The sequence below is a fragment of the Spiroplasma kunkelii CR2-3x genome, from assembly GCF_001274875.1.
GTDB classification, from domain to species: Bacteria; Bacillota_I; Bacilli_A; order Mycoplasmatales; family Mycoplasmataceae; genus Spiroplasma; species Spiroplasma kunkelii.
Map to the genome: position 1 here is coordinate 135,294 of NZ_CP010899.1, position 25,594 is coordinate 160,887.

Sequence of the window (25,594 nt, forward strand, 5' to 3'; positions counted from 1 at the left end):
TAAAAATGTTTTTTAAAGATAGGGAATAATTAAGATGGAGTTAAAACAGAATTTGTTAGAAAATTATAAAGAAAATAAAACAATCGATACACAAAATGAAGTTAAAAATTTATTAATTAATAGAGATAATGAGATATTTAAATTATATCAACAAGGACAAATATTACAAGGATATAAGGTTGTATCAAAATTACCAAAAACAATTCAAACAGAGTATGGAAATATTCCTATAAAAAGACGAAGATATGTTAAATATGAAGAAGAAAATAAAAAATATATAAATCGTTATCCTTTAGATGAGGAATTAGGTTTAAAAAAATATAAAAGAGTTGAAAAGAATTTAAGAGATAAATATATCTCTTTTTTAGGTGATGGAAAAAGATATAAAGATATTTTGCATACAACAGAAAATGCTAACATTAGTGAAAAAACAATATCTAATATTTTTAAGAATGCCAATTTAGAAAAAATTGACTATATTAGCAATAAAAATAACAATAAAATTAAAATTCCAAATAATGTTTTATATATTCAAATTGACGGAGCTTTTGTTCCTATGCGAGAAAATAAAAAAAGAGTTGAAAAGAAAATATTTTTTTCAACTATGCATATTGGAATTGATGAAGAAAAATCAACTAAAACAAGAAAAGTAATTAAAAATAAAAAGGGTGTTTTTCAAATGATGGATAAAACTTCTAAAAATGAAAAATCTAGTTTTAATAATTTTATTGACAAAATTTTTAAACTAATGAATACTTATGATATTAATGAAAATACTAAAATATTAGTATTAAGTGATGGTGAAAAACAAATTAAAAAAATTTACAACGCAATAAAAATAAAATATAAAAATAACACCGTATCATATAGTTTGGATAAATTCCATTTAGTAAAAAGATTTAAGGATTTATTTTCATATCGAAATAAAAACAAAATTAATAGACTAAAATATAAATTAGCAAAAATATATTTTTTTACTGGAAATTATGTAGTCTTATTAGATTTTTTAATTTGTCATTTACCCTATGTTATTGACAACAAAAAGAAATTTTTATTAGAAACTATTGAATTAATTAAAAATAATAAAGATGGCATTGAAAATCAAGCATTAGAATATAATATTGGTTGTCATATGGAGGGTGATGTTTCACATTATATTAAGGCTGTTAAAGGACGAGGGGCAAAAATATATTGTAAAGAAATATTTAATAATATGTTAATTTCTTCAATGTTAAGACTTAATAGCAGAATTAACGAAGTTAAAATTGAAAAAACTAATAAAATTAAAGAAAAAATTAAATTTAATATTTTTAATTTAAATCAAAGACAAAACCAATTTTTATTTTTATAAAAAAAACTTTTTAAAATTAGTAATAACTTTAAAAAGTAATTTTTAGTGTGGAAAAATCATAATTAAAAATTATATTTTTTAAAAAGGTTGAATTTTTTATAAACTTTGTTATCATTTAACCATAAGCGAAACTTAATTTGTTTCTAATTACTTAATTTTATTAAAAACCTCAAAATAATATATACTACCAGATTACTTTAACTGATAAAATAACATCATCACACTGATCTAAAAAACAAAAAAAGAATATGGTAAAAATTATAAAATTAGTAGTGTAATGATACCAGAAGCATTTAATATTGAGGATAATATTTATTTAATTAATGAAGAAACTACATCATTATGAACTATGGAAAGTGAAAATATTTTAACTGATATCATTGGTAGTGGGTGATTAGTGCTTGGGATGGATGATCATCTACTCCTGATAATAAATATTATAGTCAAGATATTTTATTATTTGATTTTGGAACATTTGGTGCAACTAATTGAAAGCAAGTACAAGATAATTATGATAGTTTTGAATTTAGTAATACTGGTCACATTCATGTATAAAACACAAATTGTATTTTACAATGATGATGTTAAACTAAAAATGCGTGTTAATTATGAATTGTATGTTAAAGGTGGTGATTACCAATTTTCAGGATATTGAGAAAGAGGAAGATTTAAAATTAAAACAAGTACAACAACATATTTTAATTTAAAAAAAATAGAGTTTTTATAACCTCTATTTTTAATTGAAAAAATTAAATTAACATTATCATCTATTTTTGGCAAAGATGGAATAGATGTATTATCTTCTCATTTATATAAAGATTTAAAAAACTCTTGTTGTTTTGAATCATCTTCTCATCTTTTAATTAACACAATTCCGCCATCATCTTTTAATTCACCTAACAATAAACCTGAATTATATCCTTGTTTAATACTATATTGAATAATATATTTACCATACTTATCAAAATTTTAAATTTCTTTATTTGAAAATTTAAACAAACTAATTTTTCATTTATCTTCTTTTGGTGTTCTTCAAATTGTAGCATAATACTTATTGTCAACTTTTTTAAATGGTTGGTCTTTTGTACACATTTGTTTTCAATTACCAATATCTTTTCTTTCACAATCATCTAAATTATAAACTTTACAACTTACTATTTCTGTTGCATTTAATCCAATTAATGTAATTGTACCAAATAAACTTAATCATTTCTTCATTGTAGAATTATCCTCCCTCTTTTATTTATTATCCTATTGAAAATATAAATATTCCTTGTGATATATAGTACAATATAAGTAGTTTAAACAAGGGAGGAAGTTATGAAACCAGAATTAAAGGAATTATTATTAGAAATTAAAACTAAAATTAATTATGATAAACTTTTTCGTGATTTTATTGGCGAAGTTCTAAATGAAGCTAATTACAATAATTATTATGAACAATCAGTTGTTGATGAAGAAATTGCAGAGCAATTAGTTGAAATCTATTTTATTGAAAATTATAGTAGTGATGAAGAAGTTTCAGATCTAAAAGAAAAAATCATGAAAATTTTATTCTTTTTAGAAGGACAAGAAGAATTAATTAAAGAATATGCTTATTTTGTTGAAACCAAAGTAAGTCAAATTGTGACAGAACTTAACTAATTTTATTAATCTGACAGTTAATGTTAGTTTTTTTAAACTTAGATTTAATCATTTGTATATATTAAAAATTTATAATTTTCTTTTTTAAAAATAAGATTATTTTATGATGCTAATTTACAAAAAAACTAATTAAGAGGGTGAGAAAATGGGAAAAGATTGAATCGTTGTTAAAGGAGCTCGAGAGAATAATTTAAAGAATATTGATGTTAAGGTACCTAAAGATAAATTAGTTGTTTTTACTGGTTTATCAGGAAGCGGAAAATCATCATTAGCTTTTAATACCATTTATGCAGAAGGAAGACGCCGTTATATCGAAAGTCTATCAAGTTATGCTCGCCAATTTTTAGGTGGAAATGAAAAACCTGATGTTGATGCAATTGAAGGTTTGTCACCAGCGATTTCTATTGATCAAAAAACAACTAGTCATAATCCTCGCAGTACTGTTGGAACAGTTACTGAAATTTATGATTATTTACGTTTATTATATGCTCGCGTTGGGACACCATATTGTATTAATGGTCATGGGGTTATTAAATCAGTAACAGTTAAAGAAATAATAAATAATTTAAAACAACTTTTAACAGAAGGTGAAAAATTTATGATTTTGTCGCCAGTAGTTCGTTATAAGAAAGGTAGTTTTAAAGATTTATTTGCACGTTTAAAACAAGAAAGTTTTATTCGTGTTAAGGTTAATGATGAAATCAAAACTTTAGATGAAGAAATTGAATTAGATAAAAATAAACAACAAAATATTGATATTATTATTGACCGCTTGGTTTATAAAGAATCAGCAGATTTATTAAGTCGAATTCATGATGCAATTGAAGTAGCGTTAAAATATGGTAATGCATTAGTAAAAATTGATTTTGCTGATCAAAAAAAGGAAATGCTTTTTTCAACTAATTATTCATGTAGTATTTGCGGTTTTGTTATTCCGGAATTAGAACCACGATTATTTTCATTTAATTCACCCTCAGGAGCTTGTAGTGAATGTAAAGGATTGGGAGTAAAATTAGAAGTTGATGAAGATTTATTGATACCTAATCGGTCATTATCAATTTTACAAGGGGCAATTATTTATTTAAAAAATATTGTTAATACAACAAATATTGAATGGCAAAAGTTTAAAGTTTTAGCTAATTATTATCATATTGTGTTAGAACAACCCGTCAGTGATTTGACAAAAGAGCAACTAGAATATTTGATTCGTGGTAGTGATGAACCAATTGAATATAATTTAAAAACAGCTAGCGGGAACATTATGCGGGGATACGATTATATTGAAGGAATTGGGCAGTTAATTGAACGTCGCTATACGGAAACATCAAGTGAATCACAACGTGAATATTATAAACAATTTATGACAGATAAAAAATGTGGAACTTGCTTAGGAAAGCGATTAAATGAAATTCCTTTATCAGTTAAGATTAATAATATTAGTATTTCTGAATTTACTGATTTATCTGTTGAAGATGAATTAAAAGAAGTTTTGAATTTAAAATTAACAGAATCACAACAAGAAATTGCACGATTAATTATTAATGAATTAGTTAATCGTTTGGATTTTTTAAGTCGTGTTGGATTAGGTTATTTAACGTTATCACGTAATGCTTCAACATTATCAGGTGGAGAAGCTCAACGAATTCGATTAGCAACGCAAATTGGTAGTCAATTAACGGGGGTTTTGTATGTTCTTGATGAACCTTCAATTGGATTACACCAACGAGATAATGATAAATTAATTGAAACATTAAAAAATTTACGTGATTTAGGAAATACTTTAATTGTTGTTGAGCACGATGAAGATACGATTCGTGCTAGTGATTATATTATTGACATTGGTCCACGTGCAGGAATTAATGGGGGGCAAGTTGTTGCTGCGGGAAGTATTGATGATATTCAACAAAACCCAAATTCAATTACTGCTAAATATTTAACTGGTGAATTAGCAATTGATGTGCCAAAAAAACGGCGTGGTGGTAATGGCTTAGTATTAGAAATTAAAGGAGCACGAGAAAACAATTTAAAAAATATTAATGTTACAATTCCTTTAAATAAATTTGTTTGTTTAACAGGTGTTTCAGGAAGTGGTAAATCAACTTTAATGAATGAAATTTTATGAAAGGGTATTAAGAAAAATTTAGGGTTAGCAACTGAACGACCAGGGGCACATGATAAAATACTTGGGATTGATAACATTGATAAAGTAATTAATATTTCCCAAGATCCAATTGGGAAAACACCACGGAGTAATCCAGCAACTTATACATCAGTTTTTGATGATATTCGTGATTTATTTGCCGATACAAATGAAGCTAAAGCACGAGGATATTTGAAGGGTCGTTTTTCGTTTAATGTGCCAGGTGGACGTTGTGAACATTGTCAAGGTGATGGAATTATTAAGATTTCAATGCACTTTCTACCAACGGTTTATGTTTCTTGCGAAGTTTGTGAAGGTAAACGTTATAATGATGAAACATTATTAGTTAAATTCAAAGATAAAAATATTTATGATGTTTTAGAAATGACAGTTGATCAAGCTTGTGATTTTTTTGCGACACAACCAAAAATTAGTCAGAAGTTAGGAACAATGCAAGAGGTTGGGTTAGGTTATATTAAATTAGGCCAATCAGCAACAGAATTGTCTGGTGGAGAAGCCCAACGGGTTAAGTTATCAACCTTTTTGTTAAAACGGACAACGGGAAAAACTTTATTTTTATTAGATGAACCAACAACGGGATTACATGTTGATGATGTTAACAGATTGTTAGTAGTTTTGAATAAAATTGTTGATAATGGTGATACTGTTATTACGATTGAACATAATTTAGATGTTATTAAAATGGCTGATTATATTATTGATTTAGGACCAGAAGGTGGCGTTGGTGGTGGCATGATTGTTGCAACAGGAACACCAGAACAACTTGTTTTAAAAAGTGGCACTAGTTATACAGCGCAATATTTAAAACCTTTATTAAAAAGTAAAAGGTTAGAATAATGGATGTTAAAAAACAACTTTTTAAGACAACGTTTTTTCAAAAAAAATATAATTTGGCAAAATTATTAACAGAAAAATATGCGGATGCACAAAATAAAATTAAAGTAATTAATGTTGTTGGTACAAACGGAAAGGGATCAGTTGCAAATTACTTACACCGCCAGTTAATGTTAAATTATCAACGGGTAGGTCTTTTTACATCACCAGCATTTTCAAAACATAATGAACGAATTAAAATTAATAGAAAGATGATTAGTGATAGTGATTTAAAACGAATTATAAAAGAAATTAAAGAAGAAATTAAAACTTATCAATTAACTTTTTTTGAAATTTGAGTTTTAATTTGTATTAAATATTTTTTAGAGCAAAAAATTGATATTGCAATTATTGAAGCTGGAATTGGTGGTTGTTTAGATGCAACGAATGTTTTTAATAATCAATTAGCTGTTTTATTAACTTCAATTGATTATGAACATACTGAGATATTAGGGAATACTTTGGATAGTATTATTCAAAATAAAGTTGGAATTGCAAAAAACAATTGTCAACTTTTTATTAGTGCTAGTTGTAAAAAACATTTTAATTTAATTGCAAAATATTATAATTCGGATAATATTATTACAAGCGAAGTTTACTCACAAGCAATTAATTATTACCAAGAATTTAATGTTGGCTTAGTTATTAAGTTTTTAAAAATTTTTAAGTTTAAAATTAATTATGAGCTTTTTAAAGTGAACCCAGTCTTAGGGCGCTTTACCCAACTAAGTAAAAATCCGTATTTTATTATTGATGGAGCACATAATCCAGAAGGAATTCGTGCCTGTATTAATACTTTTGAAATGTTACATAATTTGAATCGAAATGAAGTATTAGTATTATATGCTTCTTCACAAAAAAAAGATTATATGCAAAATTTAATTTTATTGAAGGAACATTTTGGCAATAATTTATATATTACGGAATTTCAGCATCCAATGTCATGAGACATTAATAATATTAAGATGCAGAACAAAGTTAAAAATTGAAAAAAATTATTATTACAAAATAAAACAAAAAATATTTTAGTTTGTGGGTCGCTATATTTTATTCCGTTGGTTTATCAGTTTTATTTAGAGAGGGTATAAAATATGCTATATATATTAACAAATATTGGTGCTTGTTTAGGGATTGCTATTTTATTTTATCTTGGGATATTATTAGATTATAAAAATTGAAAAAAAATTAGTATTTTAACAATTACAATTATAAGTTTATTAATTGCATTATCTGTTATTTTAACAAATATTATTAGTTATACTATTCCGTTCCCATTTATGGGAGGAAGATTAATTCAATTAGCATTAGGTAACTTTTTAATTTTTGTGCTTGGAATGTTATTTGGACCATTTTTGGGTGTATTGAGTGGTCTTGTTACTGATGCTTTAGGGGCTTTGATAAATATTGGTGGAACATATCATACTGGTTTTTCCTTTAATCTTGCTTTATATGGTTTTTTAGGAAGTATGGTTTTTTTATTTAAAACTGATAAATTTTGAATATTAAAAACAATTATCTTATATGCAATAGGGTTTGCTTTAATTTCATTTGCATTTAATGTTTTATGATTATATACAATCGGTCTAAAACAAGTTCTTTTCCCAATGACTTTTGTTATTAAAGCAATTAAGTTTCCAATTCAATTGGCAATTTATTTACCAATGGTTATTTCAAGTTTTACTATTTTATATAAATTAATTACTTCACGTCATAATCTTGCTTTATGATGCACCCAAAAAGGATTATTAGTTTTAACACCAATTAAATTTAAAAAACAGAAAAGATATAATAGTTAAAAGTTGTTTATATGTGGAAAAGTTTTAAAAACTTAATAATTATAACTTTTTTATTTAAAAAAGATTGTGGATAAGTCAGCTAATAGCATTATTTTAACAAATTATATTTACTTATTAATTGTTCATTGTAATATTATTAATAATTAAACAAAGAGGAACGGAAAAATGATGGAAAAAGAAACTACTTATTTAATTAAACAAGAGTATCAATTGTCAGACAATGAACGTATGTTACTTTTATGTTTATATAGGCCAATTATTGGCGATAAAGCACATATGTTATATATTGCCTTAACAGCACAAGATTTCATCTTAGAATTAAATACTAAATATCATTTAGAAAATCTTTTAACATTATTACAAATATCATATGATGAATTTTTAGTAGCAAAAAGTAAATTAGAAACAATTGGTTTATTAAAGATTTTAAAACGTGAAAAAGGAAAGCACTATATTTTAAAACCACAATTACCAATTTCCGCAATTGATTTTTTTGAAAATCAAATTTTAATAAATTATTTATTGAATATTGTAGGAGAAAAATCTTTTGCAATTATTAAAGCTAAATTTATTGTTAATCAGCAAGATCGTAAACAGAAGCATAATGATTTATCTGGTCAATTAAGTGATGAAACAATGACATTTGATTTTGTTTATATTGATAAATACTTAGAATCAAAAAATGCAAATCATAAATTATATTTACCATATCGTGAAAAAATTATCCAGTTAGCAAATTATTACAATGTTTTAACAAATAATCTTGCTATTTTTATTTATAAAAGTATTGAGTTAACTGCCAAAGAACGAATTTTTAATTATGAAACATTTCAACATTTACTATCTGATTTTCATCAAAAAACAATATTAAAAAAACAACTTAATCTAGAACAATTAAATTTAATTGTTAATAATGAAAATGTTATTAAGCCAACTAACATGTTAGAAGCAAAAATTAATGAAATGGTTTCAATTGATCCAATTCAATATTTAACTTTACTACGAGAAAATAAGAAGCCAACACCAATTGAAATTGAATTAATTCGCGATTTAATTATTAATTATTCATTAACACCAGGGGTAGTTAATTGTTTAATTGAATATGTTTGATTTAAAAATGCTCATCGAATTGAAAGAAAGTATTGTGAAAAAATTGCAAACACTTTTCATCAATTACAAATTAATACTGTTGATAAAGCGATGGAGCATTTACGTGGTGCTTATGCAAAAACACAAAAAAGTAAAGTTACAAAAGATGATATTAAAACAAAAACATATCAATGGAAAGAAAAAATAGTTAAACATAATATGGCTGAATTAGAATATAATAAAATTTATGAACAAAAACGACAAGAACAAGGAATTAAAAAAGTTGATCTTACACAATTATTAGATGATTTAAAAAATTTATAATAGTAAAAATGAAAGAGAGATGGGGGCAATGTCAAAACTAAATTTATTAAAACAACTTCAAAACAATGTAGAGTTAATACTTAATTTACAAGAAATTACGTTTGATATTAATAATTATCAACAGTTTGAGAGACTCTTTCAAGAATATTTAAAAAATTATCATCAATGTGAAAAAACATCATCTTTATCTTTATGCCAACAATCATTTAAAGGTTACAAATATTATATTAAAAAAGAAAATAATAATTTGTTTTTAACACGAGTTGAATGTAATCATACAATAGCTATTAAAGAAAAAAATAAAGTTAGAAATAATTATCTTTATTATGACTTTAGTGATGAATTATTAAAATTACGATTAAATGATATTAAAAAAGATGAAAATTTTAATAATATGCATCTTATTATTGGTGAAATGATTAATTTTGTTAAATGTCAACGAAAAAAAGGTTTATATATTCATGGTCAGCCAGGAGTTGGCAAAACTTATTTATTAATTCGCTTAGCTAATGTTTTAGCAAATAATAATCGTAAAGTTGCTTTTATTTCAGTAATTAATTTAATTAATCGAGTAAAGGAATCATTTAATCTTTTTAATAGTGAATCATCATTAGTAGAAATTTTATTAGGAGCGGATGTTTTATTTTTAGATGATATTGGCGGAGAAACAGTTTCTCCATGAGTTCGTGATGATTTATTATTTCGTATTCTAAATGACCGTATTAGTCGTCGACTGCCAACTTTTTTTTCATCAAATTTTACAACAACATCTTTAACAACGATTTATGCAAATGTTAAAACTGAAATTAATGATAAAGAAATTAATAAAGTAAAAGCATTAAGAATTGTTGATAGGATTCGTGGGTTAGCAACCGAATTAGAATTGTTGGGAAATAGCAGGAGAACTGATGAGTATTATGTGGAAAAGTTAACAGGATAGGAATGTTGTCTGTTTGGGGTGCTTGCTAAAAATCGTACAATTGCGTTAAAACCAGAAATTTTGTTAATGGATGAACCAACAAGTGCATTAGATCTAATTGCAACTGCTAAAGTTGAAGAGTTAATTTTCGATTTAAAAAAGAATTTTACAATTATTATTGTAACGCACTCTTTATAAAAAGCGTTACGAATTTTTGATTATACTGCATTTTTTTGAATGGGACAGTTAATATAATATAATAAAACAGCATTATTGTTTTCTCATTATCGTGAATCAAAAATAGAAGATTATATTATAGGTCGTTTTGGTTAAAAAGATTAAATTTATTATTTGGTTTTATTTTTCTGATAAAGTAACTTTTAATTTGGATATTTTCTAATTTTCTTGCAAATTGACTCTATAGGTTATAGAATGTATGTAAGTATGCAATATTTTTATTGCAGACTAAGAAGGTATTAAATATATGTAGAGGAGAAAAAGTAGATGACAAAAATTGCAATTAACGGGTTTGGACGTATTGGCCGTTTAGCTTTTAGAAGATTATTTGACGAAAAAAATGTTGAAATTGTTGCAATTAACGATTTAACTGTTGCAAAAACTTTAGCAACATTATTAGAACTTGATTCAGCTCAAGGAGGATGAAAAAGAGGAAAAATTTCTTCAGAAGAAGGCGTTATTATTGTTGGTGGGAAAAAAATAAATGTTTATTCCAAAAAAGATCCTGCTGAGTTACCATGAGGTAGATTAGGCATTGATGTTGTTGTTGAATCAACAGGATTCTTTGCTGATCGTGCTGGTGCTTCAAAGCACCTTACAGCCGGAGCAAAAAAAGTTTTAATCTCAGCTCCAGCGAAAGGAATCGATGTTAAAACAATTGTTTATAATGTAAACCACAAGGAAATTAAAAAAGAAGATACTATTATTTCAGGGGCAAGTTGTACAACTAACTGTTTAGCACCAATGGCAAAAGTATTAGACGAAGAATTTGGAATTGAAAAAGGATATATGACAACTGTTCATGCGGTAACAAATGATCAAAGATTGTTGGACTTAGCACATGATGATTTAAGAAGAGCACGTGCTGCTTTTTCAAATATTGTTCCAACTAAAACGGGAGCAGCAGCAGCAGTTGCATTAGTATTACCACAATTGGAAGGTCGATTTGATGGAATGGCTTTACGTGTTCCAACTATTACTGGTTCAATTGTTGACTTAGCAGTTGAATTGAAAAAAACAACAACAGTTGAAGAAATTAATAATGCAATGAAAGCAGCAGCTTCAGAAACTTTTGGTTATAATACACAACCAATTGTTTCATCAGATATTATTGGTGAAACACACGGATCAATTTTTGATGCAACATTAACAAAAATTATTGAACGTGATGGTAAACAATTAGTTAAAGTATATGCATGATATGATAATGAAATGTCATATGTATCACAAATGGTACGTACATTATTATACTTTGTGACAGTCTAATTAAAATATACAAAACACTAAAAAATATTTTAGTGTTTTTTATTTTTATAAAAAAAGATATTTCTTATGCTATAATATTTTTATAAGAATTACTATTATAAAAATAATCTAACAAACTATAGTTAATATCAGTTTGTTTATTTACTATTCATAATGGAGACAATTAAAGCAATTAAGGAGAGCAAAAAATGAAAAATCCTATTTTAGAAAAGCATTTTAGTAATATTTGTGATCAACTAAAATTATTTTTAAATACAGAAAAAATTAATGACTCAACAAACCCAATCCAATTATTATATGATAATGTTATTTTAATTCATAACAATGGATGCGTTATTACCGATGAGTATTTTACATATCGTTTAGAATTAGCCTTGGCAGATACTTATAAAACACTGTTATTACGAATTGATTAATTATTACAAAATGATAAAAAATTAGATTTTAGTTATTTTGAAACGTGTAAAATGAAGTGCAACGAATCTTTATTAATTAAATAATATAATAAAAATTAAAAAAATCAACCATAAATTTAAAAAAAATCAAAAATATTTTTAATTTTTATTTATATTTTAAATATATTTACACACTAAAAATAATTTATTAAGTTTTTTTATTAATAAATTTATTTAATATTCTGTAAAAATACTTCTTTTGCAATTATTCAATTTAAACACGGTCGGAGTTTTTCATTAATTACATCATTAACTACCCAATCTAATCGTTTCTGAGTAACATTACTAAAATCAGTTCCCTTAGAAAATAATTTTCTTAATTCACTTGTAGTATCCAACATACATTTTAAATATTACAAGAAAATAACAAAAATAATAAAAATATTTATTTTATAATATAAAAATATCATAAAATAAATAAATAAAAAATATAAAATTAAACAAACTAAAAATTAGTTTAAATACAAAAAATTAATAATTTAAAATTATCTTAATTAAACTATTCAAAAAATTAAATGGTGTCTGAAAATTTAAAGACTTATGAACTCTTTCAAAATTATAAAAATAATAATAATCATTTAATTTATTCTGTAAACTAACGACATTTAATATTTTTTCTTCAAATACAAATAATTTAGTATAATTTTGATGAAATCTTTCAATCTTACCGTTCGACTGTGGAGAACGAACGGGTGTTGTCTGATGAAAAATATTTTTATTTTTTAAAAATTGAGTAAAATTAGTTTCTTTAACATTATTTTTTTGATTATTCCGATAATTATTAATAAATTCAGAACTGTTATCAGTTCTAATCCGTGTTATTTTAACACCAAATATATTTTAAAATCACTAATTGCTTTTTTAACAGAATCAATAGCATTATCAATACTTAATTTATCATAAACATATCCTAATGCTAATCTTGTTTTTTCATTAATAAAATCATAAACATAATACTTTTTATCAACTGGAAATTTACTTGGTACAAAATATTTATCGTCCATCTGTAATAAACCTATTTCTTTAACTTCATATCTTAGATGTTGTTTTTTAATTTCTTTAATTTTATTTTTTATTTTTGATCATCTTTCATCTTTTTTAAGTCAACGAAAAAATGTTTTTAAATTTTTTGGTGCTTTATTTTTTAATTCTTCTCCATGAATTCTTTTTTTTAAATTATAAAACAAAGATAAAACACCACCAGCACACTTATTACAATATTCAAAATATAAATCACAAATATTTTGACGAACATCATTACTGTATTGATAATTAATATTATTAGTAATTGCTGACTTTAATAACAATTTATTAAAATCATTATTTTTATATGCAATTAAAATTCTATTCGCTCAATAATAAAAAGTTGAAAACTTATTTTTAAAATATTTTTTAATTAAATCTTTCAACAAAAATTTATCATTATTAATATAATAATCATTACACAAATTAATATATGAAAATATTTTTTGTTTTATTTTTTTATAATATTTATTTTTATAATTTTTACTTAAAAAATTTTTTAATTTTGCTTGTAAATCAAACAAATTAAAATTATTAATAATATATTTCATTAATTTACACCCACCATCAATGTAGAATGTAGAATAAAGGATGAAGTATGACAAAAAACCGACCATTATTGGGTTGGTTTTTTTATTTGAAAATTAACTCTAAAAATTAAATAATTGGCTCTACAAGTGTTTAATTTATAATTACATATTTTTAGGGAAGGTTCTCCAACAAGGCATTTCCGCCGGCATGAAACCATTAGAGCTGTTAACTTGTTTTTTTGCGATTTTGTAAATTAATGACTTTGATTAAGATAGACGCGTAGCGGTGCATTCATAACTATTAATTGCAAGGATAAAAATAAAATCTTGTGCGTAGAGGTTAAATAACTTTTAAGAACTGGGCAAGGATTTCTTAATTAATCTACTAGTGGGGACTTGATGAGGAGGTACTTAATACTACAAGTAACTACAAAATGTAGAACATTGTAGTACTTTGTAGTTAATTGTAAAAAGGAGAATTTAAAAATGATTATGAAAAAGAAACTTTGTTTTAAAAAAAGATATTGAGGATATTGCTTTAAATGTAATCAAGAAAATAAAGAAGAAATTGAAAATAGATTGATTAAATACACACTTTCACACGATGAAATTACTAATGAACATTGAGCATTAGGTAAACAAAATTAGGATGAATTAAATTATGAAAAAATATAAATACTTGTTATTATCAAAAGATAAATTTGGATTTAATACTCAGTTTTTTTATACATATATTGAAGCAGAGCTTACTGCTAAAAATATATTTTACAGTGAAAAAACTATTATTAATTTAGAAAAAATTGAATGACAAGGAGAATAAATAATATGAAAGAAATTAGAAAATTAAAATTATCAGAATTTCAAAAAGAAATTATTAATAAATTAGATGATGAATACTGCTATGAATTTGGCGGTTATGAAAATAGTATTTTTATTTTTAATAAAAAACAGGAATTTTTAATCACAATAGATAAAAAAGATGACACTGCATCAATAAATGAAAGTTTAGAATTTTGTAAAAGCAGAATTGAAAAAAGTTTAGATAACCATAACAAATTTGTTAAAGGTGAAGAAAAAAGAATTAAATTATTAGAACTTATATTAAAGGAGAATAAATAATATGTATAAAGATGAAAATGGAAATATTTATACTGAAGAAGTTTTATTTAATGAAGCATTAGAAGAATGTTATTCAGAAGAGAATGCTTATGACTATATTGAGACATTAATTGACGAAAATAATTTGGAGGAAATTTAATAATGAGTAAGTTTATTTCACATTGTAATTATTGTGCTGGTTATTTTGATTTCTCAGATTATGATATCGAAAATAAACCATTAGAAACAATTAATAAATTTAAAATTAGAAATAATAAATATTGCTTTAATAGTTATCAAGGAATTAAAAATATTAAAAATAAGGAGGAATTATAATATGAAAACATTAAAAGATATGATTGCGGACTTAACTAGTATTGAAGTTGAACAAGAAAAATTAAATAAATATTTAGAAAGTGAAAAATTAGATTTAAAAGATGCTGATTTATATGGTGCTGATTTACGCTGTGCTTATTTAGAAGATGCTAATTTAAAAGGTGCTTATTTAACTGGTGCTGATTTAGAAGGTGCTGATTTAAAAGGTGCTGATTTAAAAGATGCTAATTTAGAAGATGCTAATTTATGTGGTGCTAATTTAACTGGTGCTTGTTTAGAAGATGCTAATTTATGTGGTGCTAATTTATATGGTATCGAAATCACAGAAGAACAATTAGACCAATTAGATATTATTTAGGAGGATTAATAATGACTATAACAGAATCAATTAAATTTGATAAATTACAAGAAGAAAATGAAGCACTTAAAAAAGAACTTACTGAAAAAGATCAAGAAATTAAAAAATTAGAAGAACAGTGGGAAAGTCTTGTATATAATAATTATAAATTACAACAACAACAATTATATAAAGAAGATTTTAAAACATTTGATTATTGTATTAATTGTGGAGATGAATTATTTATCATAGATAATATGAAAAAAAGAAAAAAAGAAATAAAAAAAGTAAATATAAATGAAAAATGTAATACTTGTGGGTGAAAAAGGATAATTGATTTAAAAGATAATTCATTATATGACAAATTACCTAGTAAGGATTTGAAATAATGAAATGTAAACATTGTTTAAAAATATTTGGAGTGCTTGCAATTATTAAAAAAATATCAATAGTAGTGATTATTTAAAATTGTGTTTTCTTTGTTCTGAAATATGAATAAATATATATTTTGATGAATCATATAATATTGCATATGAAAAAATGGAGGTGGAATAATGAATAATATAGTTCAAAATGTTTCTTTTCCTTTTCTTATTAAAGGTAATGATTTTAAAGAATTAAGTTTAAAAGCATTAAAAATTAAAAAATGAATTGATGAAAATGGGCCAGAATTAGCAGAATTTATTTATCGTCATCGTAATTATTATGCTACAACTGCTTATAAAGATGTGAATTTAAAAGATATTCCTAGTCTTGTAAGTAAAGTAAATATTTTTTTTAAAGAACTATCAGAAATAATTAAACCATTTAAAGATGATTTAAATCGGATTTGTACTAATACTATTAATTTAGAAAAATGTATTGAAAATAATAAAATTGAAATTAAAAATAATATTAATCAAGTACGCATTAAAAAACAAAATGAATTATTTAAAGAACAAGAATTAAAAAAACAAGAATTACTTGAAAAAGCAAATAGTTTAACACCAGATATGGGTCTTGATATAGACCAAATTCAATATGAACAAGTTCGTGTAATGGAACAAATTGAGCAAATTGATAAATCATTAGAACCAAAAGAATTAAAAAAAGTTGGTATTAATTTAATAAAAGAAAAAATATTAATAAAAGATATTGAAATACTGGGAATTGATAATGATTTTTTAGAAAATGCAAATAAATTAGAACTAATTAATTTAATTAAGACTTATTTAGTTATTGATGAAAAAATTGTTAAAAATGAAATTAAAGCACAATGAGATAGTAATGTAAATACTAATACTATTGGTATTAAAGGTATTAAATTCAAAATAAATAAAGGAGTAAAATAAAATGACAAATGAATTACAACAATATATTAAAGGTGCAATTATTAAATATGAATTAAAAGTTAATGATAAATATTTAAAAGAAAATATTTTAGCACTTGAAGAATTAAAAGTGAAAAATGTACAAAGTTATATGCAATTAGTTAATACTACTGATAATACTAAAATTACAGCATTAGGTATTATTAAATTAAGTAATAAAGGGTTAATTTTTGGAAAAGATTTTAATATTATTCCATTTAAAAATAAATTAACTACTGTTATTGATAGTAAAGTTTATTGTAAAAGAATTGAAGAAGCAGGATATAGCCCAAGAAAAGCAATTATTTTTAAATGTGAGAAATTTGAATGAGATAGTTTAAATTAATGTCCTAAAATAAATGAAATTAATTTTAATGCAAATACGAGTGATTATAATGAAATAATTGGTGCTTATGCTTTTGCAAAAGATAAAAATGGAAATTATCAAGGTATTTTATTAAGAAAAGCAGATATTGAACGATTAAAAAAAAGTAGTCCAAGTGGAAATAGTGAATATTCACCTTGAAATAAATGACCAAAAAAAATGGTTGAAGCAAAATTATATCGTAAATTATCATTAGAAATGGGAATTGATATTTCTGATATTGATTTAGATGAAAAAGAAATTAAAAAAGATGCTAATTTTGAATATATTTCATTTAAAGATATTAATGTCGCCAAAAATAAAGGGCAAATTAGCGATGAACCATTATCAAATAATATAAATTACCCCATCTTATACAGAAATAGCAGACACAAATGATAATGTCGTTAAAGAAGATGATATCTCAAATTTAACACCAGTAATTAATAATAATGATGAGGATTGAGCAACTTGATAATATGTATTGATCCATCAGGAACTGGTACTACTGCTATTGTTATATATAAAAATAATAAAGTTATTAGAAAAGAACAATATTATAGTAAAGATTGAAAAAAAATTTTGAATTTGTAGATGAATACATAGATAAGTATTTATATTATTATTTTGTAAAAAATAAAGGTGAAATTTTTTCAGAAGTATTAAATATTGAAAATTGCTTATATACCTCTGCTAATAGTTCAAAAGACAGAGATGATTTATTACGATTAGTTATGAAAACTAATTTAGGTAAATTATATTTAGGTGATAGTTTAAAAATATTTAAAATAATACCTGATAAAAGTATTGATTTAATATTAATTGATCCACCTTACCTTTACCCCGATATTGCTAAAAAATTAGAAAATAAAGAAAAGTATATTGAATATAATTTAAAAAAAATGCAAGATCATAATTGTTCTAATATTCAATATCAAATTCGTAAAAGAGAACTTGAATTTTTACAAGGTGAATTTATTGATAGTTTTGATATACCATCATATTTTAAAGAATGAATGCGAATTATTAAAAAACCAAATTTTATAATTTATTTATCAAAACAACAATTAAAAGAATATTTAATTGAAATTGAAAATTATAATTTACAAATGATGCACCTAGTAATAATGCATATTGTAAAGATAAAGAATTATGTTTATATATTTATAATAAACCAATTTCTTATAGTAATGTTTGAAATCAAGATATGCAGACTGTTTATCAAATAAGAAACAGTAATAATCAATTTATAGGAACAATTAAACATCCTACTGTTAAAGATATTAATTTTATTAAATTACAAATTAATAAACATAATAAAGTTGGCGATACTGTATTAGATTTTTTTTAGGAAGTGGAACAACTGCTATTGCTTGTGAACAATTAAGTCGGCATTGAATTGGTATAGAAATTAATAAAAATATTATAAATTAGCAAAACAAAGATTAAATAGCATTCAAACTACATTATTTTTTTAAAGGGGATTATTTATGAAAAGAAAATTAATTCGTAATATTAATGTTTACTTAAATGAAAAACAAGAAAAAGTTTGAAATGAATTACCTGAATTATATACCAACTCACAACGAATAGAACATCTTATTAATTTTTATATAAAACACAATAAAGGAAATAATAAAAATGAATAAATTTATTTTATGTTATCGTACAAAAAAAGGTAATCGTCCATGTAAAAACTGATTTGGTGAATATATAATTGGTATTGATGTTAAAGATGTAAATATTAATTCAACTTGAGACTGAGAATATTTAATTAATAAATATGGTGAAAAGAATTTAATTATTTGTAAAGATGATAATTTAGAATTAATGTTAAAAAATAAAAAATAACCAACTAGGGTTATTTTTTTTAAATGTTATTTATTTCATCTTTTTTTAAGACAATATTGATTTCAACTTGCTACTTGTTCTATTGTTTGTTTACAATTATGACAAATATTAACATTATGTTTTTTTAAATACTTACGAAATATTAATAAACCAAATAATATTAAATATAAGATATAACTTGGAATTTTATAAACTTTTTCTAAACATTTACCAATAGGTAATTTAATTGCTGGTATTTTAGGTATTTTAGTTGTTAATCAAGCAGTACCATGTAATATTGGATAAGATATAACAATCCCAGCATATCCAAAAAATCCACCATCAGTTATTTCATGTTGACCAAACATAAATTCTTTAACTGGTTCTAAACTTTGAATTCAATTAAAATGTAAACTATTAAAAAATAACCCATATAAACTTAAAAATGGAGTATGATATAAAATTGATAAAGAATTATATCGCATAATATATGCTTTTTTAATATGAAATGGATATTTATCATATTTTAAAAACTTACGATTTTTTCAAGATGTAAATTGTAAATGCCAACCGATAAAAAGTTAACTATTAATTTAATTAACTTTTTTAAGTTAATTATAGGAGGTTGAAATTATGAAAACAAAGCAATATTTTATTTTGCAGTCGCTAGTGAAAAAGTATGGTAAAGATAATGTTATTAATACTGTTAATAAGATTGCAAAAAAATATTGAAATTAAAAAGTAAAGAATAAATTATTCCGCGTAATTTATTAGCGGATAATTTATTAAATAGTGTTTTTTAATGGAGCAAAGCAATAACGAGCGGAGCGAGTTTGTAAATTTCAATTTTTTAATTTATGAAAGGAGATGTATTATGCCAACTTGATTAACTACAATTAGACCTTGTTTGGGAAATTTTACATCAAGACAATATTTTAAAAAAATTTTTTCAAATTAAATTAATATTTGTGTATGATTAATAAAATCTATTTTTTTGTTATATTTAATTTTAAAATATTAAAAATATTATTTTTAATTTGTTATTTTTTATAATTATTGATTTTTATTTTTAATTTGTTATAGTTTTATTAACTTTTTATCGTTTATTTTTCGTTTATTTTTATAGTATACACTCCTTTAAATTTAGTACTTCTAATATTTTTTGCTTGTTGTCTAATATTTTGACGTTTAATTTCTCGTTTAACTTGTTGCTTATTACTATTGTGATAAACTTTTTTACCTATTCCAATACCTTTTCGTACGGTTGATGAATATACTTGCGAAACACCATTATTAACTGTTGAACCTAAATTATTATATTGTGTTGATGTGCCGTGAATTTCGTAAATTGATAACTTAATAACCATAAAAAAGATTAAAAAATAAGTAATTGACGTATTTGTCATCGGTAATTTTGTATTTCAAATTACATCAAAAATAAACAAAAATATATAAAAAACAAAACTAAAAATCTTGTCTCAATTACTATTATTATTTTCAACTAATAAATTAATCATCTTTCCTATTTCCTTTCTCTTTTTTAGGTTTTAAATTCTTTTTTAAAATATCAATATCAAATAACTCCAATCGTTCTTTAACACTTAATTTTGTAATTTCCGACCAATAATATTCTTTTTTATTAACAATTTCATCATTTTTTAAATAACGAAAAAATTTTAATCATTGACTATCATATTTATTGGCAAATTAAAGTGGAATAATTATTTTAAAAAACCGAATTCCTAATCCAACATCCGACTTATCTTTTACTCGTTTATCTTCTACTGCTCGTTCTACTGATTTTGTTTTTCAAGTTTCATAATCCGTTATATCTTGAAAAATTCCAATCCGCATAATAAAGAAAAGGTTAAAAAAATAAATCCTTTTTAGCAACAGGTTTTTTCAATGAAATTGGAATAATAATTCCACTTGCTAATTGCCGAATATTATTTCAAATCATACCCTCACGCTGAGCAGTAAACAATGCACGATTACCAAAATGTCTCGCTAAAACAATTCACGGTATTTTACCACTATGAACTTTTTTCTCATCGTGAGAACTAGTTCCATCAATATACAAATAACTTTCATCAAATAAAATAACATTATCATCTGGGGGAACTAGTTTTGTTCGGTCAGTAAAATCTAAATTCTTAAATGTTAAAATTTTAACTTTATCATCTTCTAACGGATAATTACTATAAATTTCATCTGTCAATAATTTTATAGTTTGCGATAAATAAGTTAAAAGTAATGTTTTACCAGTTCCTAATTTACCAATAATTACCGACAACGGATTATCTCAAATAAATTGAACTAACCGAAAAGCGTTTAACTGATAAAAAATATTTTTTTACAATCATCACACAAAATAAACACACTGTAAAACAAACAACAATCAAAATACCAAACCAACACAATATAAAGAAATTATCCAAAATAATAAATCAATTAAACTAAATAAAAGCATTGAACCACTAATATAACAATAATTTTTAAAGAAAAATATAAATTTTTTCATTATTTAAAATACCCGACTATTTTAAAAACTATTCATAAGAAAAACCAAGTTAATAACAAAATAACAATTCAAATACCAACCATTAAAGTTAAATATTTATTTTGTGTTAAATTCCACATTATAATACTTTCAACATTCGTTTTATCTATAAACAAAAATATATGAATAAAAAACTATTTTAATTTAATTCAATCATTTTGCATTTTTAAAAACTCCACATTTTTTGAATAAGTTGCACTTCGATTACACCATGTCTTTTAAAGAAAAATTATATATTAAAAAATGACGTGATGATTTATATGCTGATGCTGTTGAAATATTAAATGAAAAATATGCTGATAAACTAATGCAAATAGATTTTATTTATATTCCTTATCAGATGACAGAAATGTTAAATGAATGTTTACACAATATTTCTTCACTAAAATTACATGAAGTAACAGCATCAAAATAATTTTTATTTATGAATAAATAGTTATGGAAATAACTATTTTATTTTAGTAATTTTCAAAGACCTTAATTGTCTTTAAAAAACTCTTATTTTATTGGCAAAAATGCGATATAATTTATAATGTTAAAATGTATAACAATGAGAGGGATATATTATGAGTCAAAACAAGAAATTATTTTATGTTACAACCCCAATTTATTATCCAAGTGAGCAATTACATATTGGACATGCATATACTACTACATTAGCTGATATTATTAATCGTTATAAAAAAATGGCTGGTTATGAAACTTTCTTTTTAACAGGAAGCGATGAACATGGTGAAAAAATTGAAAAGAAAGCAAAAGCAGCAGGGGTAACACCATATCAATTTACAACAATGATTGTTGATAATTTTAAATTATTATGAAATAAATTAGGAATTGAATATTCAAAGTTTATTCGTACTACTGATAAAGATCATGAAGTTGGAGTCCAAAAAATTTTTAGTAAATTATATAATAATGGAGATATTTACTTAGGAGAATATGAAGGTTTATATTGTGTTAGTTGTGAAGAATTTTTAACTGAAGCACAAATTGATAAAGTAACAAACCAGTGCTTAGTTTGTGGTAATAAACCACAAAAAGTAAATGAAGAAACATATTTCTTTAAAGTTTCAAAATATAGTCAATTTTTAATTAATTATTATAATAATCATCCTGGTTTTATTAAACCAGAACCAAGAAAAAATGAAATGTTAAATAATTTTATTTTACCAGGCTTAACTGATTTATCTGTTACTAGAACAACTTTTTCCTGAGGAATTAAAACCTTAGAAAATGATAAACATATTATTTATGTTTGAATTGATGCATTATCAAATTATTTAACAGCATTAGGTTATTTATCAAATGATGAAACATTATTTAATAAATTTTGAAGTAATGAGGATGTTGAAATTTTGCAACTATTAGGAAAAGAAATCGCTCGTTTTCACACAATTTATTGGCCAAGTATGCTTGAAAGTTTAGGGTTACGTCAACCTAATAAACTTTTATCGCATGGTTGAATTTTATTTAAAGATACTAAAATGAGTAAATCAATTGGAAATGTTGTTGATCCATTATATTTAATTGATAAATATGGTCGAGATACATTACGGTTTTATTTAGGATATGAAATTTCAACTGAAAATGATGGTAAATTTTCTTATGAAATGTTTTTAGAATCATATAATGCTCATTTAGTTAATAATATAGGGAACTTGGTATCACGAGTAAGTAATATGATTAGTAAATATTTTAATGGTCAGTTAGTAAAACAACAACAATTGGATAATGTGCTAATTGAAAGTTGTATACAAGCGGTGCAGAATTATCAGCAGGCAATGGATGCTTATCAAATTTCAACAGGACTAAACATTATTTTGGAATTATGTAATAATGCGAATAAATATATTGAAGAAAATAAACCTTGAAAGTTAGAAAAAAACGAAAAAATGGAGCAATTATATGAAAATTTAGCAAGTTTAGCTTATACTATTATTGTTAGTGCTTTTTTATTGCAGCCATTTTTAGTTGATAATGCGCAAAAAATTGCTGATTATTTTAATGTTAATTTAACTGATTTAACATTTGAAACAATTTTAACGCAAGAAATCATTTATAATAAAACAATAGAAAAAAAAGAAAACTTATTTAATCGTGTTAATGTAGAACAAGAATTAAAACAAATTGAAGCAGAATTAAATTAATAAAACTAGTAAAGGAGGGGTTTAATGAAAAAATATGATGTAATTGTAATTGGTGCTGGTCATGCTGGCGTCGAAGCAAGTTTAGCTGCAGCAAGAATGAAAAAAAAGACATTATTAGTTACTTTGCATAAAGATAAAATTGCATTAATGCCATGTAATCCCTCAATTGGTGGTCCAGCTAAAGGGATTGTTGTTCGTGAAATTGATGCCATTGGTGGTGAAATGGCAAAAGCAGCTGATGCAACAGTTTTACAAATGAAATTATTAAATTCTTCACGTGGTCCTGCTGTATGAGCATTACGCGCTCAATCAGATAAGAATGAATATGCAAAATATATGCAAAAAATAATTGAAAAGCAAGATAATTTAGATTTATATGAAGGAGCAGTTCAATCTTTAATGGTTGATGATAACAATAATTGCTATGGAGTAATGTTAAAAGATCAAACACAATTTTTTGCAAAAAAAGTTATTTTAACAACAGGAACATATATGCAATCTTTAGTGTTACAAGGAATGACAAAAAAAGCAGAAGGACCTGATGGTGACATTACAACAGCAGGATTATCAACACAGTTAAAACATTTAGGGTTTGAGTTATTTCGTTTAAAAACTGGTACACCAGCACGTGTTCTTAATACTTCAATTGATTATAGTAAAGCACAACCAGAACCAGGGAGTGATTTGCAACTAGCTTTTTCTTATTCAACAAAAACCTTTACACCATTACAAGAGCAAGAATTATGTTGATTAATTCATTCAACACCAAAAACACATAATATTGTGCAAAAAAATTTAACAGCATCAGCAATATATTCTGGAAATGTAAAAGGAACAGGGCCACGTTATTGCCCAAGTTTTGAAGATAAAATTGTGCGGTTTGCTGATAAACCACGTCATCAAATTTTCTTAGAGCCAGAATCAAAGAGTTTAAATACAATTTATGTGCAAGGATTTTCAACTTCAATGCCAATTGATGTACAAGAAAAGATGCTACGTTCTTTGCCAGGATTTGAAAATGTTGAAGTTTTAAAATGAGCTTATGCAATTGAATATGATGCAATTGTACCAACACAATTAAAACATACGTTAGAAACAAAAAAAATTAAAAATTTATATACGGCGGGTCAAATTAATGGAACAAGTGGCTATGAAGAAGCTGCTTGTCAAGGTTTAATGGCTGGAATTAATGCTGTTTTAAGTATTGACCAAAAAGAACCTTTCATTTTACGTCGTGACCAAGCTTATATTGGAGTGCTAATTGATGATCTAATTACAAAAGGGACAGAAGAGCCTTACCGTTTATTAACTTCTCGTGCTGAATATCGTTTATTATTGCGCAATGATAATGCTGAAGAACGATTAAAAAATTATGCTTATCAATTTGGTTTAATTGATCAAAAAAGTTGAATTGAATATCAAAATAATGTGCAAAGTTATAATGAAATAATGCAATTGTTAAAAGAAACTTATTTTACGGCAAAATCACCATTAATTCAAAAACTAACTAAATTAGGTGTTGCTAACATTACAGAACGAATTTCTGGTTTTAATTTATTAAAACGACCAAATATTGAGTTAAAATATTTAGAGGAGGAGTTACCACCGTTAAATAATTTAAAATCATTTTTAAAACAAAATTTATTAATTAATATTCGTTTTGAAGGATATATTAAAAAAGAACAAGAAATTGCTTTAAAAACAATTAAGTTGGAAAATAAATTAATCCCAGTTAATTTGAATTATGATTTGGTAGATAACTTGGCACTTGAAGCACGAGAAAAATTTAAAAAGATTAGACCAATTTCAATTGGTCAAGCGAATCGAATTTCAGGAATTAATCCAGCTGATATTCAAATGCTGTTATTTTATTTAAAAAAAATGGAATTGGATGCAAATAGATAA

36 protein-coding genes and 2 pseudogenes are annotated in these 25,594 nt (G+C 24.2%); 29 read left to right on the forward strand and 9 right to left on the reverse strand.

Annotation, left to right across the window (positions count from 1 at the left end; all coding sequences use genetic code 4):
• Positions 1-34: 34 nt before the first annotated feature.
• Positions 35-1,351: an Mbov_0401 family ICE element transposase-like protein gene (locus SKUN_RS00635; protein ID WP_053390422.1), complete on the forward strand. Its 1,317-nt coding sequence runs from the start codon at positions 35-37 to the stop codon at positions 1,349-1,351.
• 390 nt (positions 1,352-1,741) lie between these two features.
• The gene (locus SKUN_RS09010; RefSeq protein WP_158500723.1) at positions 1,742-1,906 is read left to right on the forward strand and encodes a hypothetical protein; all 165 of its coding nucleotides are present in this window, start codon (positions 1,742-1,744) and stop codon (positions 1,904-1,906) included.
• Positions 1,907-1,984: 78 nt separating this feature from the next.
• Here the strand turns inward: SKUN_RS09010 and SKUN_RS00640 are convergent, their stop codons facing one another.
• Together SKUN_RS00640 and SKUN_RS00645 are read right to left on the reverse strand one after the other, a co-directional pair.
• A complete protein-coding gene (locus tag SKUN_RS00640; RefSeq protein WP_053390423.1) occupies positions 1,985-2,254 on the reverse strand; it encodes a spiroplasma phage ORF1-like family protein in 270 nt (89 codons plus the stop codon).
• A gap of 66 nt (positions 2,255-2,320) precedes the next feature.
• Positions 2,321-2,569 carry a hypothetical protein gene (locus SKUN_RS00645; RefSeq protein WP_053390424.1) on the reverse strand — a complete coding sequence of 83 codons (249 nt, stop codon included), beginning with the start codon at positions 2,567-2,569 and terminating at the stop codon, positions 2,321-2,323.
• 102 nt (positions 2,570-2,671) lie between these two features.
• Here SKUN_RS00645 and SKUN_RS00650 point away from each other — a divergent pair, with 102 nt between their 5' ends.
• From SKUN_RS00650 to SKUN_RS00685, 9 genes are all read left to right on the forward strand, one after another.
• Positions 2,672-2,995: a hypothetical protein gene (locus tag SKUN_RS00650; RefSeq protein ID WP_053390425.1), complete on the forward strand. Its 324-nt coding sequence runs from the start codon at positions 2,672-2,674 to the stop codon at positions 2,993-2,995.
• 145 nt (positions 2,996-3,140) lie between these two features.
• Positions 3,141-5,993, forward strand: coding sequence for an excinuclease ABC subunit UvrA (gene uvrA, locus SKUN_RS00655; protein WP_053390426.1), 2,853 nt, complete (start codon positions 3,141-3,143; stop codon positions 5,991-5,993).
• Positions 5,993-7,117: a folylpolyglutamate synthase/dihydrofolate synthase family protein gene (locus SKUN_RS00660; protein ID WP_053390427.1), complete on the forward strand. Its 1,125-nt coding sequence runs from the start codon at positions 5,993-5,995 to the stop codon at positions 7,115-7,117. The genes uvrA and SKUN_RS00660 overlap by 1 nt, the downstream gene beginning before the upstream one ends.
• A 3-nt stretch (positions 7,118-7,120) precedes the next feature.
• Positions 7,121-7,825 (forward strand): folate family ECF transporter S component, encoded by a 705-nt coding sequence (locus SKUN_RS00665; RefSeq protein ID WP_053390428.1) that lies wholly within the window; start codon positions 7,121-7,123, stop codon positions 7,823-7,825.
• A 165-nt stretch (positions 7,826-7,990) separates the two neighbouring features.
• Positions 7,991-9,238, forward strand: a complete 1,248-nt coding sequence (locus SKUN_RS00670) for a DnaD domain protein (protein ID WP_053390429.1) — start codon at positions 7,991-7,993, stop codon at positions 9,236-9,238.
• A 28-nt stretch (positions 9,239-9,266) separates the two neighbouring features.
• Positions 9,267-10,178, forward strand: a complete 912-nt coding sequence (locus SKUN_RS00675) for an ATP-binding protein (RefSeq protein ID WP_053391568.1) — start codon at positions 9,267-9,269, stop codon at positions 10,176-10,178.
• A gap of 18 nt (positions 10,179-10,196) precedes the next feature.
• Positions 10,197-10,355: a hypothetical protein gene (locus SKUN_RS11695; protein WP_158500724.1), complete on the forward strand. Its 159-nt coding sequence runs from the start codon at positions 10,197-10,199 to the stop codon at positions 10,353-10,355.
• 306 nt (positions 10,356-10,661) lie between these two features.
• A complete protein-coding gene (gene gap / locus SKUN_RS00680) occupies positions 10,662-11,660 on the forward strand; it encodes a type I glyceraldehyde-3-phosphate dehydrogenase (protein WP_053390430.1) in 999 nt (332 codons plus the stop codon).
• 188 nt (positions 11,661-11,848) lie between these two features.
• Positions 11,849-12,076, forward strand: a complete 228-nt coding sequence (locus SKUN_RS00685) for a hypothetical protein (RefSeq protein WP_053390431.1) — start codon at positions 11,849-11,851, stop codon at positions 12,074-12,076.
• Between the two features lie 209 nt (positions 12,077-12,285).
• Here SKUN_RS00685 and SKUN_RS08685 read toward each other — a convergent pair.
• The 3 genes and pseudogenes from SKUN_RS08685 to SKUN_RS00690 all read right to left on the reverse strand — a co-directional run.
• A pseudogene (locus SKUN_RS08685) lies at positions 12,286-12,441 on the reverse strand (IS30 family transposase); the annotation flags it as partial.
• A 145-nt stretch (positions 12,442-12,586) separates the two neighbouring features.
• Positions 12,587-12,952: an integrase core domain-containing protein gene (locus SKUN_RS11700; protein WP_200903028.1), complete on the reverse strand. Its 366-nt coding sequence runs from the start codon at positions 12,950-12,952 to the stop codon at positions 12,587-12,589.
• On the reverse strand, positions 12,934-13,689 hold the full coding sequence (locus SKUN_RS00690) for a hypothetical protein (protein WP_200903002.1): 756 nt from the start codon (positions 13,687-13,689) through the stop codon (positions 12,934-12,936). The genes SKUN_RS11700 and SKUN_RS00690 overlap by 19 nt, the downstream gene beginning before the upstream one ends.
• A gap of 465 nt (positions 13,690-14,154) precedes the next feature.
• Between SKUN_RS00690 and SKUN_RS09020 the strand changes: the two genes are divergently transcribed.
• From SKUN_RS09020 to SKUN_RS00730, 15 genes are all read left to right on the forward strand, one after another.
• Entirely contained in the window at positions 14,155-14,316 is a 162-nt protein-coding gene (locus SKUN_RS09020) for a hypothetical protein (RefSeq protein ID WP_158500725.1), read from the forward strand.
• Between the two features lie 13 nt (positions 14,317-14,329).
• Positions 14,330-14,488, forward strand: a complete 159-nt coding sequence (locus SKUN_RS09025) for a hypothetical protein (RefSeq protein ID WP_158500726.1) — start codon at positions 14,330-14,332, stop codon at positions 14,486-14,488.
• A 5-nt stretch (positions 14,489-14,493) separates the two neighbouring features.
• Positions 14,494-14,787 (forward strand): hypothetical protein, encoded by a 294-nt coding sequence (locus tag SKUN_RS00695; RefSeq protein ID WP_053390432.1) that lies wholly within the window; start codon positions 14,494-14,496, stop codon positions 14,785-14,787.
• A 1-nt stretch (position 14,788) separates the two neighbouring features.
• Positions 14,789-14,926: a hypothetical protein gene (locus tag SKUN_RS09030; protein WP_158500727.1), complete on the forward strand. Its 138-nt coding sequence runs from the start codon at positions 14,789-14,791 to the stop codon at positions 14,924-14,926.
• Positions 14,927-14,928: 2 nt separating this feature from the next.
• Positions 14,929-15,102: a hypothetical protein gene (locus SKUN_RS09035; protein WP_158500728.1), complete on the forward strand. Its 174-nt coding sequence runs from the start codon at positions 14,929-14,931 to the stop codon at positions 15,100-15,102.
• A gap of 1 nt (position 15,103) precedes the next feature.
• Entirely contained in the window at positions 15,104-15,460 is a 357-nt protein-coding gene (locus SKUN_RS00700; protein WP_053390433.1) for a pentapeptide repeat-containing protein, read from the forward strand.
• Positions 15,461-15,471: 11 nt separating this feature from the next.
• Entirely contained in the window at positions 15,472-15,828 is a 357-nt protein-coding gene (locus SKUN_RS00705; RefSeq protein ID WP_053390434.1) for a hypothetical protein, read from the forward strand.
• A gap of 165 nt (positions 15,829-15,993) precedes the next feature.
• The gene (locus SKUN_RS00710; protein WP_053390435.1) at positions 15,994-16,770 is read left to right on the forward strand and encodes a hypothetical protein; all 777 of its coding nucleotides are present in this window, start codon (positions 15,994-15,996) and stop codon (positions 16,768-16,770) included.
• 1 nt (position 16,771) lies between these two features.
• Complete coding sequence (locus SKUN_RS00715) at positions 16,772-17,134, forward strand: hypothetical protein (protein WP_053390436.1); 363 nt, start codon at positions 16,772-16,774, stop codon at positions 17,132-17,134.
• 198 nt (positions 17,135-17,332) lie between these two features.
• Positions 17,333-17,554 (forward strand): hypothetical protein, encoded by a 222-nt coding sequence (locus tag SKUN_RS00720; RefSeq protein WP_053390437.1) that lies wholly within the window; start codon positions 17,333-17,335, stop codon positions 17,552-17,554.
• 69 nt (positions 17,555-17,623) lie between these two features.
• Positions 17,624-17,746, forward strand: a complete 123-nt coding sequence (locus SKUN_RS11155; RefSeq protein ID WP_268794846.1) for a hypothetical protein — start codon at positions 17,624-17,626, stop codon at positions 17,744-17,746.
• Positions 17,722-18,381, forward strand: coding sequence for a hypothetical protein (locus SKUN_RS00725; RefSeq protein ID WP_053390438.1), 660 nt, complete (start codon positions 17,722-17,724; stop codon positions 18,379-18,381). Before SKUN_RS11155 ends, SKUN_RS00725 begins: the two co-directional genes overlap by 25 nt.
• Positions 18,360-18,503: a hypothetical protein gene (locus SKUN_RS09040; protein WP_158500729.1), complete on the forward strand. Its 144-nt coding sequence runs from the start codon at positions 18,360-18,362 to the stop codon at positions 18,501-18,503. The genes SKUN_RS00725 and SKUN_RS09040 overlap by 22 nt, the downstream gene beginning before the upstream one ends.
• Before the next feature lie 139 nt (positions 18,504-18,642).
• Complete coding sequence (locus tag SKUN_RS09045; RefSeq protein ID WP_158500730.1) at positions 18,643-18,801, forward strand: hypothetical protein; 159 nt, start codon at positions 18,643-18,645, stop codon at positions 18,799-18,801.
• Positions 18,794-19,003 (forward strand): hypothetical protein, encoded by a 210-nt coding sequence (locus SKUN_RS00730; RefSeq protein WP_053390439.1) that lies wholly within the window; start codon positions 18,794-18,796, stop codon positions 19,001-19,003. The genes SKUN_RS09045 and SKUN_RS00730 overlap by 8 nt, the downstream gene beginning before the upstream one ends.
• Before the next feature lie 26 nt (positions 19,004-19,029).
• On the opposite strand, the gene SKUN_RS00735 is transcribed toward SKUN_RS00730, so the two are convergent.
• The 4 genes and pseudogenes from SKUN_RS00735 to SKUN_RS10115 form a co-directional block, all read right to left on the reverse strand.
• The gene (locus SKUN_RS00735; RefSeq protein WP_053390440.1) at positions 19,030-19,467 is read right to left on the reverse strand and encodes a hypothetical protein; all 438 of its coding nucleotides are present in this window, start codon (positions 19,465-19,467) and stop codon (positions 19,030-19,032) included.
• Between the two features lie 618 nt (positions 19,468-20,085).
• Entirely contained in the window at positions 20,086-20,499 is a 414-nt protein-coding gene (locus tag SKUN_RS00740) for a hypothetical protein (RefSeq protein ID WP_053390441.1), read from the reverse strand.
• Positions 20,492-21,503: pseudogene (locus SKUN_RS11540) on the reverse strand (hypothetical protein). Before SKUN_RS11540 ends, SKUN_RS00740 begins: the two are co-directional and overlap by 8 nt.
• Positions 21,503-21,670 (reverse strand): DUF2649 family protein, encoded by a 168-nt coding sequence (locus SKUN_RS10115; RefSeq protein WP_327196281.1) that lies wholly within the window; start codon positions 21,668-21,670, stop codon positions 21,503-21,505. Before SKUN_RS10115 ends, SKUN_RS11540 begins: the two are co-directional and overlap by 1 nt.
• A gap of 83 nt (positions 21,671-21,753) precedes the next feature.
• On the opposite strand from SKUN_RS10115, the gene SKUN_RS00750 reads away from it, so the two are divergent.
• The 3 genes from SKUN_RS00750 to mnmG all read left to right on the forward strand — a co-directional run bounded on the left by SKUN_RS00750 (position 21,754) and on the right by mnmG (position 25,594).
• Positions 21,754-21,957, forward strand: coding sequence for a hypothetical protein (locus SKUN_RS00750; protein ID WP_053390442.1), 204 nt, complete (start codon positions 21,754-21,756; stop codon positions 21,955-21,957).
• Between the two features lie 151 nt (positions 21,958-22,108).
• Positions 22,109-23,689 (forward strand): methionine--tRNA ligase, encoded by a 1,581-nt coding sequence (metG, locus tag SKUN_RS00755; protein WP_053390443.1) that lies wholly within the window; start codon positions 22,109-22,111, stop codon positions 23,687-23,689.
• Positions 23,690-23,710: 21 nt separating this feature from the next.
• A complete protein-coding gene (gene mnmG / locus SKUN_RS00760) occupies positions 23,711-25,594 on the forward strand; it encodes a tRNA uridine-5-carboxymethylaminomethyl(34) synthesis enzyme MnmG (RefSeq protein WP_408640739.1) in 1,884 nt (627 codons plus the stop codon).